The following is an 18,745-nucleotide window of genomic DNA, read 5'->3' on the forward strand; positions in this document are numbered from 1 at the left end:
TCTCTCATGTCTTTAAACACGCGCTTACTCTTTGCGTTACTCGGGCTTCCGCTTCTTGTCTATGCCGTCATGGCAATATTGCTGGTGGTGCAAAGCGAGACCACCGGCCGTGACATGCTAGAAGAGCGCTTAGTTAGCGCTGGTGAATTACTGGCACCAAGCCTGGGTAACGCTATGTTAGATGGCGACTTGCCTCGTTTGGAAGCCATTGCCAGACAGCTTCTGGAGCACAAAGGGTTACGCGCGGTGACGCTTTTTGACGAGCAAGGGAGCCGCTTATTGGTACTGGGGCATTCGATACCTCCCCCACCTCGCCTAAATATTCCCAATGCCACGTCACTCACCAAAGATGAAGCTATTTGGCGTTTACAGGTACCTTTAACCACGTCTTACAGCCAACCATTTGGTCTTGCTAATACTGGCTGGCTTGAAGCCGAAATGGACATACGCACGCTCAAATTAGAGCGCTATAAGCTCATTGCCAGTCTTAGCTTAGGCGGCATGCTATTGGGGCTGCTGCTTTTTTTGGTCGCATTTGCGATCAGCCGCTACGCTACGCGTCCAATTGAAGAAGCGAACCAAGCGCTTTACCGCCTATCCCGGGGGGACTACCGGCCTTATATGACGGCTGCTCGCCCTAGCGAGTTTCTCCAACTGGCAGAACATATCAATGGGTTAGCGGAACATTTTCGGCAAGCTCAGCATGATATGCAAAGCCAAATCGAGCAAGCGACCAGCGAATTACAAGAGTCCATGGAGACGATTGAAGAGCAAAATATCAAACTTGATCTTGCTCATCGAAGCGCGCTACGCGCGAATGCAGTGAAGTCCGAATTTCTCGCCAATATGAGCCACGAGATCCGCACCCCTTTAAATGGCATCATCGGTTTTTGCCGCTTATTAGGCCGCTCATCTCTCGACGCTCGGCAGAAAGAATGGCTGGAGCATGTCCACCGTGCTTGCGATAACCTGTTGATGCTAGTCAATGATGTGTTGGATTTCTCGAAACTAGAAGCCGACCGGCTGACGTTAGAAGAAGTCGATATCGACTTGGTGTCGCTAATGGATGAAGTTGTCGGACTCCATGCGCCTGAAGCTCAACGCAAACGACTGCATTTAGTAGCGATGGTTTATGAAGACGTACCGTCAGCGCTGTGTGGCGACCCGCTACGCATCCATCAAGTCCTCAATAATTTAACCAGCAATGCTCTGAAGTTTACCCAGAAGGGAGAAGTTATCATTCGTGTCATGCTGGACAGTCAGGAGGGTCAGCATGTTGTGTTGCGTATTAGCGTTAGTGACACAGGCATTGGCTTGAGCGAACAACAACAAAAGCAGCTATTTAGTGCCTTTTCCCAGGCAGATCCTAGTCACTCCAGGCAATTTGGCGGTAGTGGTTTAGGGCTGACGATTTGCAGACAATTAGTTCAACGCATGGGGGGCGAGATTACAATTGATAGCGAGCCGGGAGAAGGTGCAACCTTCTCATTTACGTTGCCGCTACTTGCCGACATGAGCAAGGAACGGCCGCCGGAACTCTCACTCGACGGCTCAATTATTCGTTTACATGAGCCCCACCTACCCACTCGCAATGTGTTGGAACATTTAATCGAGCGTTGGGGCGCAACTGCCGTCTCTTTCATTGAATCTGGCGATGAACAACTGCTCCTGCTGAGCCTAGATAATGATGACTTCAGCGGTGAACGAAAGACGTATTGGCAGTCGGTTATTGCTCAAGCGCCCTGCCCAACGCTCATTCTTGCAAGTGCCACTAGCTTTGAACTGCCTCACTGGGAGCTCCCTAATGGGGGGGAGATACTGTGCAAACCATTTACTAGAACTCAATTGGTTGCCACGTTCAAACAACTATTGGAACCGGTTACAGCCACTATTTCCGCCAACGCACAAACGATTAAAGCACTTCCGTCGTCAACATTCACGGTGCTGATCGTTGACGATAATGCGCCCAACCGTGAACTATTAAAAGCCATGCTCGAAAATGAGCACATCAACATTGTATTAGCGGCCAGCGGCCAGGAAGCGTTGGATTACGCGCGTCAGAACGAAGCAGACATGGTGCTAATGGATATTCGTATGCCTGATATGGACGGTGTTCAAACCACCCAGGCGTTACGGCGCATTAATAATAGCTGGGCGCGCTGCCCAATTATTGCCGTAACCGCACATGTGCTTAGCGATGAACGTCAGCAGTGGCTCGCGGAGGGTTTAGATGACGTCTTGGTAAAACCGATCAATGAAACTCAGCTGCATCAGCAGTTTCAACGCTTCTTGGGTATTACACTGCCAACCAGCCCGCTTCTACAGGCGTCCCCAAAAGCCCCTGATCTTGGATATACCCCGGCTATTGGGTATACCCCCACCTCGTTATCCGTCATTGATCTTGAGCTCGGCACGCGCCTTGCAGGCGGCAATCCCGAGTTCGCCAAACAGCAGCTAAAGCGCCTGATTGATAGCCTGAGTGAATGCGAACAGCAAATTCGCAGCGCTGTCGAAGAAAACAACCTAACGGTGTTGCTCGACCATGTTCATGCGCTCAATGGTGCCAGCCGCTATTGCGGAGCACCTGAGCTCGCGTTAACAGTAGAAACCCTGGAGACACGTCTACGCACTGGGGGCTTGGAACAGGCTGAAAATTTACTTGATAAGCTGTACACCGCTATCAAGCGCCTCAGGGAGCAGCGGAGCACGTTAAATCAGCGCTAGCCCGTTAGCGCTCAAGTACTAACGTCAAGCACTAGCGCTCAAGTACCACAAATGCTACTGCGTAGTCCGCTTCATCACTGAGCGTTATATGAGTCGCCGAGGCGCCGCTAGCTTGAAATAGACGAAGCGCCTCACCACTTAGCTGCAGGCTTGGCTTGCCCAGCGAATCATTGAGGATTTGAATATCGCTCCATTGCATACCGCTTCTCAAGCCAAGCCCGAGTGCTTTGACATACGCTTCTTTCGCTGCAAAACGCTTTGCCAAATAACTAGTGGGCTGACCTTTTGCTTGCCATACAGCCTGCTCTTCAGGGCCTAAAATGCGCTGGGCAAAGCGTGGCCCATGACGTTTTACGGCCTTCGCAAAGCGCTCGACACGAGCAATATCTGACCCAATCCCAACAATCATCTTAGTGGCTACAGCAACCGCTATGCGTGTGTCCATCTTCGTGCTCATGTTCATGAGCATCTAATGCCGCCATTAAGCCAGCTTCCTGGCCAGCGATAATCAAGCGTTTCATTTCTTGAATAGCGTCTTTCAGCCCGACAAAAAGTGCACGAGCAATAATGGCATGACCAATATTGAGCTCATTAACGCCCGGCAACGCAGCAATCGCTTCAACATTATGGTAATGCAAGCCATGCCCAGCATTAACCACTAAGCCAGCAGAAACAGCGTGAATGGCCGCTGCACTTAGACGCTCATACTCAGCAATAGCAGCCTCACTGCCAGGTTTTGCTTCTGCATAGGCACCTGTATGCAGCTCAATCGTTGGCGCCCCTGCACGAAGGGCAGCATCAATTTGCGCGCTATCAGGGTCTATGAACAAAGACACGTCGCAACCGGCTGCGCGTAAACGTTGGCAGGCCGAGGCAATAAGATCAAAACCACCCACAACGTCCAAGCCACCTTCGGTGGTTAGCTCTTCACGCTTTTCTGGCACTAAACACACGTGCGCCGGGCGTACTTCCTCAGCCAGCGCTAGCATCTCTTCAGTAACAGCCATCTCTAAATTCATGCGTGTATTGAGCACTTCTGCCAACAGGCGAACGTCCCTTGGCTGAATATGGCGACGATCTTCACGCAAGTGAACCGTGATGCCGTCAGCGCCCGCCTCTTCGGCTAACAGCGCCGCTTGAACTGGATCAGGATAACGAGTACCACGCGCTTGACGCAGCGTCGCAATGTGATCGATGTTGACGCCTAACAAAATCCGCGGAGGATGCATCACGTGTCTCCAATAAGTGGTATCAAAATACCCGCCTAGCGCTGTCGGCGGCGGGCCAAATCGAGCATTAGTTCTCGCGAGCGTAAAGCCGTCGCGCCCAAATGAGGTGCAAGCGCTGCCCGCATCAGCGCTTTTAAAGCACTTGCTAACCCAGCGGGTTGCCAATCGCCTTGATCAATATAGCGCAGCGTCCGGCCTTCTATGCCTTGCTCGGCAGGCACAAAAGCACGACTTGCCGCATGAAACCGATAGCGCGCTTGGGGATCGAGTGCAGCACCATCGTAGGTACAAAAACGCGGCGTTGCTTCTAGCGTTTCCAGCAGCGCCCATTCAAAACGTCGCAGTGCCAAGGCGCGATCCGCCGGTATTGGCAAGGCGTCTAATAGCGCGCTATAAAATGCAAAAACCTCTGGCGCTGCAAGCTCCAAAGGCAGTAGGCGCGTGGCTATTTCATTGGCATATAAACCGCAGAGCAACCCTTCTCCGGCTAGCAATGCCGTCTGGCCACGCGACTCCATCAGCACTAACCGCTTTAGTTCACGTTCGCCGCGCCACGACACAAACAAGGGGGTAAAGGGCTGCAACCGTTGACGCGACTTAGAGCCTGGCCGCTGCCCACCATGGGCAACGGCGCGGATACGACCATGGTTAAGGGTTAACAAATCCACCAGCGCACTGGTTTCACGGTAAGGCCTGCGGTGCAGTAAAAACGCTGGCTCTGCCGACATGGAAGTACTCAATCGAGATCGTAACCCAAGCTCTTTAATGCCCGCTCGTCATCCGACCAGCCGCGTTTCACTTTCACCCATAGATTGAGCATTACCTTGTTACCCAAGGCTCGCTCCATATCTAGGCGTGCCTCACGACCAATGCTTTTAATACGCTCACCATTCTCACCAATCAGGATTACCTTTTGCCCCTGACGCTCGACAAGAATTAGGGCACTGATATGGGTCACACGCTCGGTTTCACGGAACTCTTCGATTTCCACGGTCATTTGATACGGCAGCTCATCACCCAGCTGACGCATGACTTTTTCACGCACCAGCTCAGCCGCCATGAAGCGCAAGCTCTTGTCGGTGATTTGATCTTCCGGGAAAAAGTGAACGCTCTCGGGCAAGTATTTGGCAACTTCCTGCTCGAGGGTATCAACCTGGGTGCCATGCTTGGCAGAAATTGGCACAACCGCAGCAAATTCCCGGCGTGCACCCACTTCAGCTAACCAGGGTAGCAAGTCACCTTTATCGTTTAAGCGATCTACCTTGTTGACTGCTAAAATCACCGGTGCTTTCACGTGCTCAAGCCGCTTTAGCACAGCTTGGTCTTCATCCGTCCAACGGGTGCGGTCAATAATAAACACCACACAGTCAACGTCTCGTAGCGCCTGTGTTGCCGCTTGATTCATAAAGCGGTTGATCGCTTTATTACGGTCTTTTGACATGATGTGCATGCCGGGCGTATCAACATAGATGAACTGCGTCTCGTCGACCGTCTTAATGCCCATTACCTGGTGCCGCGTGGTTTGAGGGCGACGCGAAGTAATCGAGATCTTTTGCCCTAGAATCCGGTTCATGAGGGTTGATTTGCCTACGTTGGGCCGTCCAACGATGGCCACGAAGCCGCAGGTTTGACTCATGACTTGTCTCCAGGTGTTTTTTCAAGGTGGAAAAGCGCTTCTTCAGCTGCCTGCTGCTCAGCATGGCGGCGGCTGGGCCCTTTACCAGTGGTATGCTCGGTTAGCAGATCAATGTAGCACTCCACGGTAAAGGTCTGGGCATGCGCTTCCCCCTTTACAGAGACTACTTCATAGCGTGGCAACGCTGCCTGACGCGACTGCAAAAATTCTTGCAAACGTGTTTTGGGATCTTTCTGGGTATCTTGTAGCGAAATATTTTCAAGCCGCTCAGCGTACCATGCCAGTACACGTTGACGAACGACATCCATGCCTGCATCTAAATAAATAGCGCCAATCACTGCTTCTACCGCGTCAGCCAAAATGGATTCGCGGCGATGCCCGCCACTCTTCATCTCTCCTGAGCCAAGCCGCAAACATTCGCCGAACTCCATTTCTCGAGCCAACTCAGCCAATGTTTGGCCTTTTACCAAACGCGCCCTAAGGCGCGATAACTGCCCTTCTCGAGCCTGAGGGAAACGTTGAAAAAGCGCCTCAGCGATTACAAAATTGACGATAGAGTCACCCAGAAATTCCAGGCGCTCATTGTTACGACCACCGTAGCTACGATGGGTCATGGCCAGTTCCATCAGCGTCGGGTCACCGAAGGTATGGCCGATTCGTCGGCAAAAAGCGGTTAAGGAATTACTCACAGTGCTCCTACGTCGTTGACGTTAACTAATATGATCGCATTAACAATTTCTAAACTATTTTTCATTCAATACGCCGCACGCTGGTAAAGCTAGGCAAGCCACCGTCCCAATGCATCCAAACGGCAAACGCTCTTCCCACTATATTCTCTTCAGGAACAAAGCCCCAATAACGGCTATCGTTGGAGTGGTCACGGTTATCACCCATCGTGAAATAGTGTCCATCGGGAACAACCACCTCTCGCATCTGGGGCCCAGGATCACGGGGATTATTATATATATAGTGGCTAACGCTACCTAATTGCTCTTCCAATAATAGCTGCTGTGGCGAAAGCTCGGGGCCTTCTTCAATCAATGCTTTAACAACTGGCTCGCCGTTAATATACAGCTGCTTTCCCTCATAGCGAATACGGTCACCCGGCAAACCTACCACACGCTTAATAAAGTTAACCGAAGGCTCTTCTGGGAAGCGGAACACCATCACGTCCCCGCGCTCGGGGTCATCAACTTCTAAAAAACGGTTGTGAAGTACCGGTAATCGCAGACCGTAGGCAAACTTATTCACCAAGATAAAGTCACCCACTTCAAGCGTTGGCTTCATTGATCCAGATGGAATTTGAAACGGCTCAATGATAAAACTACGTACAACCAGCACTACCAGCAGAACCGGGAAAAATGAGCGGGAGTAGTCAACCGGCCATGGCTCTTTTAGCAATGTCTCGCGGGTAGTTTCATCCAGGCCTTGCGTGGTAGCTGCTTCAGCAGTGGCTAATCGCTCACGTCGCTTAGGTCTTAGCCACAGCACATCCAGCAAATATACGGCTCCAGAAAGTGCAACGGCGATCACCAGTAATAATGAAAAATCCATGTGGGGTAAGTATCCCTAGTCGTTTACCTTGAGCACAGCAAGGAAGGCATCCTGGGGAATTTCAACACGCCCCACCTGTTTCATCCGTTTCTTACCGGCCTTCTGTTTTTCCAAGAGCTTTTTCTTACGGCTTACATCGCCGCCGTAACATTTGGCCGTCACGTTTTTACGCAGCGCTTTGACTGTTGAGCGCGCGACAACCTGGCCACCAATCGCTGCTTGAATAGCCACATCAAACATTTGCCGTGGAATCAGCTCTTTCATTTTTTCCACTAGCAGGCGACCCCGGTTATGGGCATGGTCTCGGTGGATAATGACGGCTAGCGCGTCAACTTTATCGCCGTTGATCAGTACGTCCAGGCGAACCAATTTAGCCGCTTCAAAACGTTCGAAGTTGTACTCTAGTGATGCATAACCACGAGAAATAGACTTCAGACGATCAAAGAAGTCCATGACCACTTCTGACATCGGCAGCTCGTAGGTTAACTGGATCTGATTACCCAGGAACTGCATATCTAATTGTGTGCCGCGGCGCTGCTCGCACTCGGCGATCACGTTACCAACATACTCCTGAGGGACCAGAATGCTGGCACGCACGATGGGTTCACGCATCTCATCAACGTCTGCCATATCCGGCAATTTCGAGGGGTTCGATACGTATTGAATATCGCCGTTTTTCATGGCGAGTTCATATACCACTGTCGGCGCAGTGGTCAGTAGATCAAGATCATATTCACGCTCTAAGCGTTCTTGAATGATCTCCATGTGCAGCGTACCCAGGAAGCCGACGCGGAAACCAAAGCCCAATGCATCCGAGTTCTCCGGTTCATATTCAAGCGAAGCATCATTGAGGGCAAGCTTCTCAAGCGCGTCTCGAAAGTCTTCATAGTCATCGGCACTAACCGGGAACATACCTGCATATACCTGCGGTTTCACTTTTTGGAAACCAGGCAAGCGGGGAACATCAGGGGTCTTGGTGTGGGTGATTGTATCGCCCACCGGCGCTCCATGAATCTCCTTAATGCCAGCGACAATAAAGCCTACTTCGCCAGCACGCAGAATATTGGTTTCTTTACGCAGCGGTGTAAAGATTCCTACCTCGGAGGCTCCCCAATCACGCCCGGTGGACTTGATGCGGATTTTGTCGCCTTTACGCAGAGTTCCATCGAACAAGCGCACTAGCGAGACAACTCCAAGATAGTTATCGAACCAAGAGTCGATAATAAGTGCTTGTAAGGGGGCTTCTGGGTCACCCTTAGGAGGCGGAATATCCCGCACTAGTCGCTCTAACAAAGCATCGATGCCGATACCGCTTTTAGCCGACACTTGGCAGGCATCGGTGGCATCCAAACCGATAATTTCTTCAACTTCCTGTGCAACACGATCGGGGTCAGCCTGGGGCAAATCAATCTTGTTAAGTACTGGGAGCACTTCCAAGCCTTGTTCAATCGCGGTGTAGCAGTTGGCTACCGATTGAGCCTCCACGCCTTGTGCGGCGTCTACCACCAACAGCGCCCCTTCACAGGCATAAAGAGAACGCGACACCTCGTAAGAGAAGTCCACGTGCCCAGGCGTGTCAATGAAGTTGAGCTGATAGACTTCACCGTCTGCGGCGGTATAGTCAAGCGTAACGGACTGCGCCTTGATGGTAATACCACGCTCGCGCTCAATATCCATGGAGTCGAGCACTTGCTCCTTAAGCTCTCGCTCGGTCAAACCACCGCAGGTCTGAATTAAACGATCTGATAGCGTCGATTTACCATGATCGATATGCGCGATGATGGAGAAGTTGCGTATGTGCTTGAGCTTTCCGCTGGAAACATCTTGAGACATCGAGTGTGTTCTGCCTTATAGGTATGCAAGGTGTAGCTGGCTTTATAGAGCCCATGTTCGCTGGCAATAAAGGTTGCCGCACGACTACTTTGCCAATGTTCGTCAAAAAGATAAGCGCTATTGTAGCGATATGCGCGGGATAGGAACAGCAGTCCGGCGAGAACCGCCGGACTGGAGAGACAATCAGTGGGTTACTCTAGACGTAACGCCACAAATAGCGAGCGTCCATCTCGATACAAGCGAAGTGGAATTGCACGATCATTTGGCAACTCTTCAACAATTCTCAACAGCTCATCCGCCGAAGAAACGCTGCGATGATCAATGCTGACTAATACATCACCCACACGCAGCCCCGCCTGAGAGGCAACACTGTCGGGTTCGACCTGACGCACTTCTACGCCACCACCAATATTCAGGCGATCACGAGTTGCCTCGTCAATTTCGACCACGGCTACCCCTAGACGAACCTGATTATTGCTGCCCGAATCGCTATGAGCAATGTCTGAATCGGGCCAGCTGCCCAGCTCAAGCGTTTCGGTTACCTCTTCGCCATCGCGCATCAGTGTTAAATCCACATCGCTGCCAGGCGCAACACGACCAATCAAACGCGGCAAAGTGCTAGAACGATCCACCTCTTCGCCGTTCACTGCAATAATAACGTCCCCCGCTTGAAGGCCACCTTGCGCCGCGGGCCCCTCCGGGTCGAGGTCAGCAATTAGCGCACCAATAGCTTCTTCCATGCCAAACGACTCAGCTAGATCACGAGACACAGGCTGAATCATTACGCCCAGCCAACCACGGTTCACATGCCCGTCTTCACGTAGCTGGTCAGCCACATCCATGGCGACATTAATGGGAATAGCAAACGAGAGGCCCATGAAGCCACCGCTACGCGTCAGTATTTGTGAGTTAATACCAACAACTTCACCCTCAAGATTAAATAACGGGCCACCGGAATTACCTGGATTAATGGCAACATCGGTTTGGATAAAGGGTACATAAACATCACGGGGCAACGTGCGGTTAATAGCACTCACAATGCCAGCAGATACAGAGTGGTCAAAACCAAAGGGTGAGCCTATGGCAGCCACCCACTCACCGACTTTTAATTCGTCAGAGTCGCCCAGATCAAGCACTGGCAAGTTGTTAGCATCAACCTTCAGTAGCGCAACATCTGTTTGCGTATCGCTACCCACTAGCTCTGCGGTTAGTTCTCGACGATCGTTTAATCGCACCAGAATTTCATCAGCATCTTGAACCACGTGGGCGTTCGTCAGCACGTAACCATCCGCACTAATGACGAAGCCAGAACCTAGCGACTGACGCTCTTCACTGCGGTTTGGCCCTCGGCTAGGGGGAGGCGTAGGAAAACTATCGCCAAAAAAGTGACGGAATATTTCGGGAATATCCTGGCCACCAAACCCTTGAATAGAGGGACCAGAGCTACGCTGAATCGTCCTGCTAGTAGAGATATTAACTACACCAGGGGCAGCGTCTTCTACCAACTTGGTAAAGTCTGGCAAGTTCTGGGCGTGGGCATTTTGCCCAACGACCAAAAGCACTATAAAGCACAGCCAAAATGCGGAAGGAAAAACCAAGCGCTTCATGCAACAGCTCCTAATCAAGCAAAAGTACTAACCACGTACTAAACACAAGGGAGTGCAACTCTCAGCGAGTTACAGGAGTATTAACTGACCAGTCGCGGACGGAAGCGTTCCATTCGTCCGCGCAGTAGATATTTCAGGATAATGACAGAGCTAATTAACGTACTAAAAAACAACACTGCACAAACCCAATCACGCGCACCCACTCCTGACGCCGCACCCGTAATGATGAGGGCCAATACAAGAGGCAGTGCATAAACGAGCAGCGCCAGAGTATTGACATCACTTTTAGGGACGGTGAACGAAACCAAGCTACCTATTGGATAAAGGTTTGAATATTGCGAGGGTAAAACGCCCGGATCAATGACAGTGCGTGGCCGACGGCGAGCTAACAACCCTACGCCACACCCACGTCCTTCAGCACACTGCTGGCAGGCGACACTGCTTGACGCATCGACCACTAACCCTGCTCCAGAGTGAGCAATGACAGTGCCTGAACGTACGATAGCATTGCAATCTGTAGTGTTCACAACGATGTGCCTAGTTATTCAAATTCCACTGACTGAACAATCCGCTGCACCAATTCAGCAGGCAGTTCGCCGATGCCGACTAATTGCCAGCTCTGATCTTCAACATCAATCAGCGACACAGCAGCGTTCGATACACCGATTCGTTGAAGGCCTTCCTTCAACGCTGACTGGCGAATGGGCGACACAAACACGCTTACAGTCGCTAACCCATCGCTATACACGCGCTGACCACTCTGCTGCCCCGGCTCCAACGGTTGCTCAACAAAACCGTCGGGAAGCCAAGTTACTTGCCAAGGTTGATCAAGCATTCTCTCGTCAGTAGGACCAGGCACTTCCCCCCTATAGGCGGCAGGAGAGCGAAGCTGGGTAATCTGGAAGGTTTCAAGAACACGGCCTTGAGCATCGCTAAGTACATGCTTAAGCAATAGTCCTGTCGCTTGATCGATCCACCAGGTGTGGTGATATCGCTGGCTATCAATAGGTGAAAATTGAAGCTCTACGGCATCACGTTCGGCTACGCGTGTTTTATCCTGAAGCGTAATGTCATAGTACTCGGCAACATGCTCCGCCCATGCATCTGCTGCGGACGCTGAGTCGGACTCGTCAGGTGGAAACCAAGCTAAATGCCCAGCGATGGAGCGGCGTTCAACGCTAACGGACGGACCATCTAGGTGTTGCACAACTTGTTGCCGAACGCCATTTCGAACGCGATGGGAAAGCGCCAACGTTCTCACCCCTATCGCATCAATGGAAACAGCACGCGCTTGAAACTCAAAGCAGTGTCCAGCATAAACGCTAGACACTAACCACTCATGAGCAGTAGTGAAAGAAGCTTGACTGGGTGCATCTGCGCAAGAAAGCGATGGGTAGCTATCAGCTTTCAGCTGGAGAGGCAGCAAACTAGTGCTCAATAGGCACAGACCAACTGCCAACTTACCTCTCCCGTAAAGATATTTACCTATCACATTTCCAGCCACGCGGGCCCTCACTTGGTTAAAAAAGCCGGCCAACGCACCTAAGATTAACGTTGCCCTAGAGGCTCGGTTACTGAAGAAGAGCGCATTAATGGCATCCAGCTATCGCCACTTCCACCGGCAGCACCTTGCGCATGCTGCTCAAGGTAGGTCTTAAGCAGGCGGATCTGATCTGCATCAATAGCGAGTGTTTGCTGGGCCATATCTCCTTGGGGCGCCTGGAGTGTTGAGAACCCAGCCTCGCTGACATTCATAAGGCCACCCTGTCCAAACTGACCATTCACACGAAATGGCGTCTGCTCAAACATCGGCATTTCTGCTGGCGTCATAGAAGCGGGCTGAGAAGCCGCGAGGGTAACAGGCTGAACCTGCACACTACCGCCAGACTGGGCAGCAATGCTACCGCCGGCACTCTGCGTGCCACCAGAGGTTGTGCTGCTATTGTTAAAGAACTGCACCCCGGTAATAACCATCAGTGAAACGGCAGCCGCCACCCCGGCGCCACGGGCAAAGGAAAGCCCACCTGAACGAACGGGAGTAGCTACCGCGTCGTTTTCAAGGGCTGGAGCAGGTTCATCGCGCAATCGATCCATAATGCCAGCAGAAAGATCAACGCTCACATCAACATTTCTCTCACGCTGCATCATGCTGCGTGCTAAATGGTAGCGCCGCCATGTCTCCGCCGCATCAGAATCGTCAGGCAATGACTTCAACACTCGGCGCAATTCAAGCTCGTCACTCTCGCTATCCATCAATGCTGAAAGCGACTCCCGTGTGTTATGACTCATACTTCACACCCTCACACTGTGTTATTAGAAGCGCTGCGATGACACTGCTACCAAGTGTTTACCACCGCAGCAACTCCACAGGCCAAGACCTCGTTTCAAATCGCCAACTTCTAAACGCTTAATTATCAGCAGATTAAACTATTTAACTACTGAACATTGAGCGTCTACTTGGCGCTTACTCGACCCAACTAAGATCGTCAGGTTCTATGACGCTTCACTTTCCAGACAGTTCACAAAAAATCTAAAAACGTAATCAAATGTGAATTTAGCGCCCTAACTCTACCGCCATCCGCTCCTTACTCATCACGACTGTTCCGCGCGGTTGTTACTAGTGGGCGTATATGCTCATCAACCGCCTCACGGGCGCGAAAAATACGTGAACGCACGGTGCCTACGGGGCATTGCATCACTTGAGCAATGTCCTCATACGCAAGACCGTCCAGTTCACGCAGCGTGATCGCCGTGCGTAAATCATCTGGCAGATTTTCAATAGCTTCGTAAACGGCTGCCTCTAATTGATCGCGAGCAATCGATGCCTCTGGTGACTCAGCGTCAGCCAATCGTCCACTCTGGTCCACTATTTCAGCATCGACAATATCTAGATCACTGCCGGGCGGTCTGCGCCCACGAGACACTAAATGATTTTTGGCAGTGTTAATCGCAATACGATACATCCATGTGTAAAACGCACTTTCCGAGCGAAATTTCCCTAGCGCTCGATACGCTTTGATAAAGGCTTCTTGCGCCACGTCCTGTACTTCGGAGTGATCGTGAACATAACGTCCGATCAATCCAATAATTTTGTGCTGATATTTTTTGACCAGTAGATCGAAAGCGCGTGTGTCACCTTTTTGGGCACGTTCAACCAACTGCTGGTCTGTTTCACGAGTGCCCATTCACACCCCCCTTCCGCTCGTGCGACGCACGCCGAGCGCTATTTCTCTTTGCCCTTTCATATGGGCCTTCACAGCAAGCAGCATAGTGTCCCTTGGGCATTGGTTAATCTTAATGATGACAGATAATAATGAATGATTCGCCTACCACATTCAGTGTAAAAAAGTATTTCTGTGGCACTTAGTGTTACGCGTTCTTAACGGAGCATCAAGCGCTTACACATACTCCCCCGCTCGTTCCTCTCAACGTGACCCGCAGCCCCACAAAATCTTGACCGCGACACTTTTCGTCTAGATCAAGTTCCGTAACAATTGATTTTTACCTGCCTGACACGCCATAGTAGAGCCACTTTTTAGTCCATAGCGCACGCACAGGTAGCACGATGTCAGATCTGCAGGTTAGTAATCTTAACGTCCTTGCACAGGATGTTCTCACCACCCCCGAAGCCCTTAAAGAGGCTATTCCGCTCACAGAAGCTGCGGAACGCTCTGTTATTGAGGGTCGCCATACCATTCAAAACATCCTCGATGGTAAAGATCACCGGCTTCTCGTCGTTGTAGGCCCATGCTCCATCCATGATGTCGATGCAGCACTAGACTATGCCCGCCGCCTGCGTCAATTGGCAGACCAAGTGAGCGATAGCCTGTACATTGTCATGCGCGTCTACTTCGAAAAGCCCCGTACCACAGTCGGTTGGAAAGGGCTGATCAACGACCCTCATCTTAACGACTCTTTCGAAATTGATGAAGGCCTGCATATCGCGCGCAAGCTACTTGTCGACCTGGCTGAACTTGGCCTGCCACTGGCAACGGAGGCGTTAGACCCGATTTCCCCCCAGTATATGCAAGACTGCATTAGCTGGTCTGCGATCGGCGCACGCACCACAGAATCGCAAACCCATCGTGAAATGGCATCCGGGCTCTCCTGCCCAGTCGGCTTCAAAAACGGCACCGACGGCAGCCTCGACGTCGCTATTAATGCTCTGCAGTCTGTTGCCAGCCCGCATAACTTCCTGGGTATCAACAACGCAGGCCAAGTTGCCATTATTCGCACGCGGGGCAACGCTTACGGCCACGTCGTGCTGCGCGGTGGTAATGGCAAGCCAAATTACGATAGCGTCAGCGTTGCGCTGGCTGAAAAAGAGCTTAAAAAAGCCAATCTTTCAGCCAACATTATGATCGATTGCTCTCACGCCAACTCTAATAAAGATGCTGGCCTACAGCCGCTGGTGCTCGAAAACGTCACCAACCAAATCCTCGAAGGCAACAGGTCCATTATCGGCTTGATGGTTGAATCGAACATCGGCTGGGGTAACCAGAAAGTCCCTGCCGATCTTAGCCAGCTAACCTATGGTGTCTCCATCACTGATGCTTGCATCGATTGGGACACAACGGTTGAAACCTTTACCCGCATGAACGAAAAGCTTGCGCCAGTGCTCGCTCAGCGCATCGCACAGTAAAAAGCCAGCCCCTAAGCGCCCCGCAAGGTAATTCGCCTTAGCGGGGCGTTTTTATGGCTATCTTTTATTACGCGATGATTTCTCGTTTGAATGGCGGCAGAGCATCTAGCAATGCTTGGCCATATCGACGCGTAATCACCCGGCGGTCCAGCAGCGTGATAACGCCACGGTCGCTCTCCTTACGGATCAACCGCCCGCAGGCCTGCACTAGCTTGATTGACGCATCTGGAACACTAATTCGCATAAACGGATTACCGCCTTGGCTCTCAATCCACTCAGCAAGGGTGGCTCCCACCGGATCATCGGGCACTGCAAATGGCAGCCGGGTAATCACCACATGGGTAAGATAGTCGCCAGGTAAGTCGATACCTTCAGCAAAGCTGGCCAAACCAAAAATGATGCTCCCATTGCCATCATCGACAGCCGCGCGATGACGTTCAAGCAATTCATGTTTAGGCAGCGCATCCTGCGCTAACACGCGCCCCTTAGCCTTCGCAGGCAAGGCTTTTTCCACCGCTCGCAATTGCGCCCGGGAAGAAAACAGCACCAGCGCAGCTTCGTCGTCTCCCAATTGGGCCACGAAATTGACGATGGCGCTTTCATGGGCATCGCGATCACTGGGATCGGTCGCTTCCTTAGGCACGCGCAAAACGGCATTGGCGTAATCAAAGGGGCTCGGCAACGCCTGATAACGATAGCGGTTTGCTAGCCCAGCGCGCTCTTGGATTCGCTCAAAACGCCCCAGCGCGGTAAGTGTTGCTGACGTTACTAGCGCGCCATGGCAACGCCCCCACAAATGTTTCGCAAGGGTATGCGCCGCGGATACGGGGCTTGCCGAAAACTCAATTTCCGGCTCTCCCGCCACACGACTAAGCGTAATCCAACGCGCACTAGGCGGCGCATTGGCAGCATCTTGCTCACTGAACGCTTGCCATAGTGAATGGGCATCAAGCGAACGCCCATGAAGTAGTGCAATCAGCGGTAACCAGGTGTCGGCCTGATCCCGATCCAAGCCTGTTTGCTTATCAGGATCGAGACTTTCGCGCAGAATATCGCTAATGCTCTCCAGGCTGCGTGACAGCGTGGCAAACATAACTAGCAGTTGCTGTGCTTGTTCGCGAAGCACTTCTGGCACCTGGCCTTTTTCAAAACGCAGCTGATGGTTCGCTTCTTCATCCGACAAGCCGTTTTCCCGCCCCGCCAGCTGGTGCCCCATGCTAAACACATCGCCCAAAGCAGGCTCTAAGTTATGCAGCAGCTCAGGTAGCCCGGCGAGCAAACGCGCAATCGTCGGCTGAACTGCTAACCCTTGATGCAGATCGGTTAGACTGCTTTTCAGTGTTTTTAACCAACGCAGGCAGCCATGTACCGCAAAGCGATGGGCAAAGTGGGAAAGCGCCTTATCGGGCAGATGGTGGCCTTCATCAAAGACAAAAATGCAGTCAGCCGGATCAGGGAGAATCGCCCCACCACCCAGCGCCAGGTCAGCAAGAACTAAGTCATGGTTAGCCACGATTATATCGGCATCTTCCAGCTCACGCCGGGAACGGAAAAAGGCGCAGGCACCGAAATGACCACAGCGACGCCCAGTACACTGGCGATGGTCTACCGTGAGCTGTCGCCAATGACCGTCGTCGATCGACGACGACCATGTATCACGATCACCAGCCCATTCACCTTTGCCGTAAGCTTCGGCCAGATCCGTAGCCAATAGAGAAAAGTCACTGCTGTGGGATTGAAGTGACTGCTCAAACAGCGACAGCGTCGGGTTTGGCTCAGAGCCTTCCAACGCCTGATCAAGGCGCGCAACACATACGTACCTGCCGCGCCCTTTTGCCAAGGCGTAACGAAAGGCAATACCGCTATGACTGGCAAGTGAAGGCAAGTCCTGATTAAGCACTTGCTCCTGCAGCGCCACCGTTGCGGTGGAAACAATCAGTCGCTTTCCCTGCGCCTTAGCAATCGGCAATGCGGCAATCAGGTAGGCAAGCGTTTTACCGGTTCCGGTACCCGCTTCCAGCACACACACATGATTATCGTTTGTGCGCTTGCCTTCGCTATCCTGCTCAATACCACCTAGCGTACGGGCGATTTCTGCGATCATCAGACGCTGGCCATAGCGTGGTGTCAGCTCAAGCTTTTCCACCACGCGACGATAGGCGTCTTGAATATCGCTTTTTAGCGCATTATCGAGCATGCGCGTTACAGCATGCCTTCCGGCGGATGTTCGCAGGGCAACTTACCGTTAATGTAGCGCTCAATCTCTGGTAGCGAGAATGCATCTTCTTCGCCAACAAAACTAATCGAGACGCCTTTGGCCCCCGCACGTCCGGTACGTCCAATACGGTGAACGTAATCTTCCGGATCTTCCGGCAGCGTGTAGTTGATCACATGGCTGACATCTTCAATATGAATACCACGTCCTGCGACATCAGTTGCCACCAGCACTTGAATATCTCCCTCACGGAAGCTTTCCAAGGTTTTGATGCGCTGATTTTGTGGCACGTCTCCTGATAGCATAGCGACACTGACACCCGCTTTTTTCAGCAAATCATCTAGCTTGCGCACGAGATCACGGCGATTACCAAACACCATCACGCGCTCGAAACTCTCCTGTGTCAGCAGGTTCACCAACAGTCGCTGCTTGTCGTCATCAGATACTAAATAAACGCGTTGATCGATATCGGCCTGATTCTCAACGGTAACTTCAATCTCTACATGGGCAGGATTGAGCGTCCATTGACTCGCTAGGTTTAAGATATCATCGGTAAAGGTTGCCGAGAACAGAAACGTCTGGCGCTGCTCTTTTTTAGGCGTATAACGGATGATGCGCTTCACATCGGGAATAAAGCCCATGGAAAGCATACGGTCCGCTTCATCCAATACCAACACTTCAACTTCGGAAAGGTCGATATCACGCTTCTGATGGAAGTCCAGCAAGCGACCTGGTGTTGCCACCAAAATATCGATCTTCTTACCCAAACTGTCGCGCTGCTTTTGATAGTCCATGCCGCCGACAACACTGGCCACATTGAGCTGCGTGAAGCGAGCAAGCGCTTTAGCATCTTTTTCAATTTGCAGTGCCAATTCCCGGGTAGGCGCAATAATTAACGCACGGGGTGCACCCTGCTTTTGGCCATCGGGGGTCGGCTCTTCCAGAAAATAAGCCATTACCGAGATCAAAAAGGCGGCGGTTTTTCCGGTGCCTGTCTGCGCCTTGCCGACAATATCGCCACCCAGCAGCGTGTGTCGCAGCGCCTCTGACTGAATAGGCGTGCAGTATTCAAACCCCTGGGCATGAATGGCACGCATCAAAGGCAGCGGCAGATCAAAGTCATGAAAGCGCCACTTGCCGGCAACGGCGGGCACCTGAAACTGACGAAGATCCCAGTTTGATTGACGACGACGCGGCTTCCGACGGCGGCGTTTAGGCTTGCGGTTCTGGGCCGATGCTGTGGTCTGTTCCGGCTCGCTCATAGGCTGTGTATCTGTCCATTGCTGTGGATGTTAGGCATCACGA

At 51.9% G+C, this 18,745-nt stretch carries 16 protein-coding genes; 2 read left to right on the forward strand and 14 right to left on the reverse strand.

Translation table 11 applies throughout. The features are described 5' to 3' along the window. Positions 1-6 precede the first annotated feature (6 nt). Complete coding sequence (locus IR195_RS12105; RefSeq protein ID WP_206047675.1) at positions 7-2,724, forward strand: ATP-binding protein; 2,718 nt, start codon at positions 7-9, stop codon at positions 2,722-2,724. A 31-nt stretch (positions 2,725-2,755) separates the two neighbouring features. Here the strand turns inward: IR195_RS12105 and acpS are convergent, their stop codons facing one another. The 12 genes from acpS to rpoE form a co-directional block, all read right to left on the reverse strand. Further along, positions 2,756-3,133, reverse strand: a complete 378-nt coding sequence (acpS, locus tag IR195_RS12110) for a holo-ACP synthase (protein WP_206049788.1) — start codon at positions 3,131-3,133, stop codon at positions 2,756-2,758. Between the two features lies 1 nt (position 3,134). Further along, a complete protein-coding gene (gene pdxJ, locus IR195_RS12115; RefSeq protein WP_206047676.1) occupies positions 3,135-3,953 on the reverse strand; it encodes a pyridoxine 5'-phosphate synthase in 819 nt (272 codons plus the stop codon). A 35-nt stretch (positions 3,954-3,988) separates the two neighbouring features. After that, positions 3,989-4,681: a DNA repair protein RecO gene (gene recO / locus IR195_RS12120; RefSeq protein ID WP_206047677.1), complete on the reverse strand. Its 693-nt coding sequence runs from the start codon at positions 4,679-4,681 to the stop codon at positions 3,989-3,991. Between the two features lie 8 nt (positions 4,682-4,689). Beyond that, positions 4,690-5,589: a GTPase Era gene (era, locus tag IR195_RS12125; protein WP_125748887.1), complete on the reverse strand. Its 900-nt coding sequence runs from the start codon at positions 5,587-5,589 to the stop codon at positions 4,690-4,692. Further along, positions 5,586-6,278: a ribonuclease III gene (rnc, locus tag IR195_RS12130; RefSeq protein WP_009722084.1), complete on the reverse strand. Its 693-nt coding sequence runs from the start codon at positions 6,276-6,278 to the stop codon at positions 5,586-5,588. Before rnc ends, era begins: the two co-directional genes overlap by 4 nt. Before the next feature lie 61 nt (positions 6,279-6,339). Further along, entirely contained in the window at positions 6,340-7,143 is an 804-nt protein-coding gene (lepB, locus tag IR195_RS12135) for a signal peptidase I (protein WP_125748890.1), read from the reverse strand. A 15-nt stretch (positions 7,144-7,158) separates the two neighbouring features. Further along, the gene (gene lepA, locus IR195_RS12140) at positions 7,159-8,976 is read right to left on the reverse strand and encodes a translation elongation factor 4 (RefSeq protein WP_125748893.1); all 1,818 of its coding nucleotides are present in this window, start codon (positions 8,974-8,976) and stop codon (positions 7,159-7,161) included. Between the two features lie 191 nt (positions 8,977-9,167). Next, complete coding sequence (locus IR195_RS12145) at positions 9,168-10,583, reverse strand: DegQ family serine endoprotease (protein ID WP_125748896.1); 1,416 nt, start codon at positions 10,581-10,583, stop codon at positions 9,168-9,170. Positions 10,584-10,663: 80 nt separating this feature from the next. Beyond that, positions 10,664-11,110, reverse strand: a complete 447-nt coding sequence (locus tag IR195_RS12150) for a SoxR reducing system RseC family protein (RefSeq protein WP_125748899.1) — start codon at positions 11,108-11,110, stop codon at positions 10,664-10,666. 14 nt (positions 11,111-11,124) lie between these two features. Next, the gene (locus IR195_RS12155; RefSeq protein WP_241006716.1) at positions 11,125-11,913 is read right to left on the reverse strand and encodes a MucB/RseB C-terminal domain-containing protein; all 789 of its coding nucleotides are present in this window, start codon (positions 11,911-11,913) and stop codon (positions 11,125-11,127) included. 218 nt (positions 11,914-12,131) lie between these two features. After that, positions 12,132-12,872 (reverse strand): sigma-E factor negative regulatory protein, encoded by a 741-nt coding sequence (locus tag IR195_RS12160; protein ID WP_206047679.1) that lies wholly within the window; start codon positions 12,870-12,872, stop codon positions 12,132-12,134. A 296-nt stretch (positions 12,873-13,168) separates the two neighbouring features. Continuing rightward, complete coding sequence (gene rpoE / locus IR195_RS12165; protein WP_125748908.1) at positions 13,169-13,768, reverse strand: RNA polymerase sigma factor RpoE; 600 nt, start codon at positions 13,766-13,768, stop codon at positions 13,169-13,171. Between the two features lie 380 nt (positions 13,769-14,148). Here rpoE and IR195_RS12170 point away from each other — a divergent pair, with 380 nt between their 5' ends. Continuing rightward, a complete protein-coding gene (locus tag IR195_RS12170; protein ID WP_125748911.1) occupies positions 14,149-15,225 on the forward strand; it encodes a 3-deoxy-7-phosphoheptulonate synthase in 1,077 nt (358 codons plus the stop codon). A 67-nt stretch (positions 15,226-15,292) separates the two neighbouring features. On the opposite strand, the gene dinG is transcribed toward IR195_RS12170, so the two are convergent. Both dinG and rhlB read right to left on the reverse strand, forming a co-directional pair. After that, positions 15,293-17,422 carry an ATP-dependent DNA helicase DinG gene (gene dinG / locus IR195_RS12175; RefSeq protein WP_206047680.1) on the reverse strand — a complete coding sequence of 710 codons (2,130 nt, stop codon included), beginning with the start codon at positions 17,420-17,422 and terminating at the stop codon, positions 15,293-15,295. A 5-nt stretch (positions 17,423-17,427) separates the two neighbouring features. Then, a complete protein-coding gene (rhlB, locus tag IR195_RS12180) occupies positions 17,428-18,702 on the reverse strand; it encodes an ATP-dependent RNA helicase RhlB (RefSeq protein WP_146944862.1) in 1,275 nt (424 codons plus the stop codon). Positions 18,703-18,745 lie beyond the last annotated feature (43 nt).

It is taken from the genome of Vreelandella venusta (assembly GCF_015689495.1).
Lineage (GTDB): Bacteria > Pseudomonadota > Gammaproteobacteria > Pseudomonadales > Halomonadaceae > Vreelandella > Vreelandella venusta.

What these genes read in the sequence shown, in the direction of transcription:
- acpS (WP_206049788.1), bottom strand. Translation starts at nt 3,133, where the DNA reads ATGATTGTTGGGATTGGGTCAGATATTGCTCGTGTCGAGCGCTTTGCG.
- IR195_RS12145 (WP_125748896.1), bottom strand. Translation starts at nt 10,583, where the DNA reads ATGAAGCGCTTGGTTTTTCCTTCCGCATTTTGGCTGTGCTTTATAGTG.
- rpoE (WP_125748908.1), bottom strand. Translation starts at nt 13,768, where the DNA reads ATGGGCACTCGTGAAACAGACCAGCAGTTGGTTGAACGTGCCCAAAAA.
- IR195_RS12105 (WP_206047675.1), top strand. Translation starts at nt 7, where the DNA reads ATGTCTTTAAACACGCGCTTACTCTTTGCGTTACTCGGGCTTCCGCTT.
- dinG (WP_206047680.1), bottom strand. Translation starts at nt 17,422, where the DNA reads ATGCTCGATAATGCGCTAAAAAGCGATATTCAAGACGCCTATCGTCGC.
- era (WP_125748887.1), bottom strand. Translation starts at nt 5,589, where the DNA reads ATGAGTCAAACCTGCGGCTTCGTGGCCATCGTTGGACGGCCCAACGTA.
- rhlB (WP_146944862.1), bottom strand. Translation starts at nt 18,702, where the DNA reads ATGAGCGAGCCGGAACAGACCACAGCATCGGCCCAGAACCGCAAGCCT.
- lepA (WP_125748893.1), bottom strand. Translation starts at nt 8,976, where the DNA reads ATGTCTCAAGATGTTTCCAGCGGAAAGCTCAAGCACATACGCAACTTC.
- IR195_RS12160 (WP_206047679.1), bottom strand. Translation starts at nt 12,872, where the DNA reads ATGAGTCATAACACACGGGAGTCGCTTTCAGCATTGATGGATAGCGAG.
- pdxJ (WP_206047676.1), bottom strand. Translation starts at nt 3,953, where the DNA reads ATGCATCCTCCGCGGATTTTGTTAGGCGTCAACATCGATCACATTGCG.
- recO (WP_206047677.1), bottom strand. Translation starts at nt 4,681, where the DNA reads ATGTCGGCAGAGCCAGCGTTTTTACTGCACCGCAGGCCTTACCGTGAA.
- lepB (WP_125748890.1), bottom strand. Translation starts at nt 7,143, where the DNA reads ATGGATTTTTCATTATTACTGGTGATCGCCGTTGCACTTTCTGGAGCC.
- IR195_RS12170 (WP_125748911.1), top strand. Translation starts at nt 14,149, where the DNA reads ATGTCAGATCTGCAGGTTAGTAATCTTAACGTCCTTGCACAGGATGTT.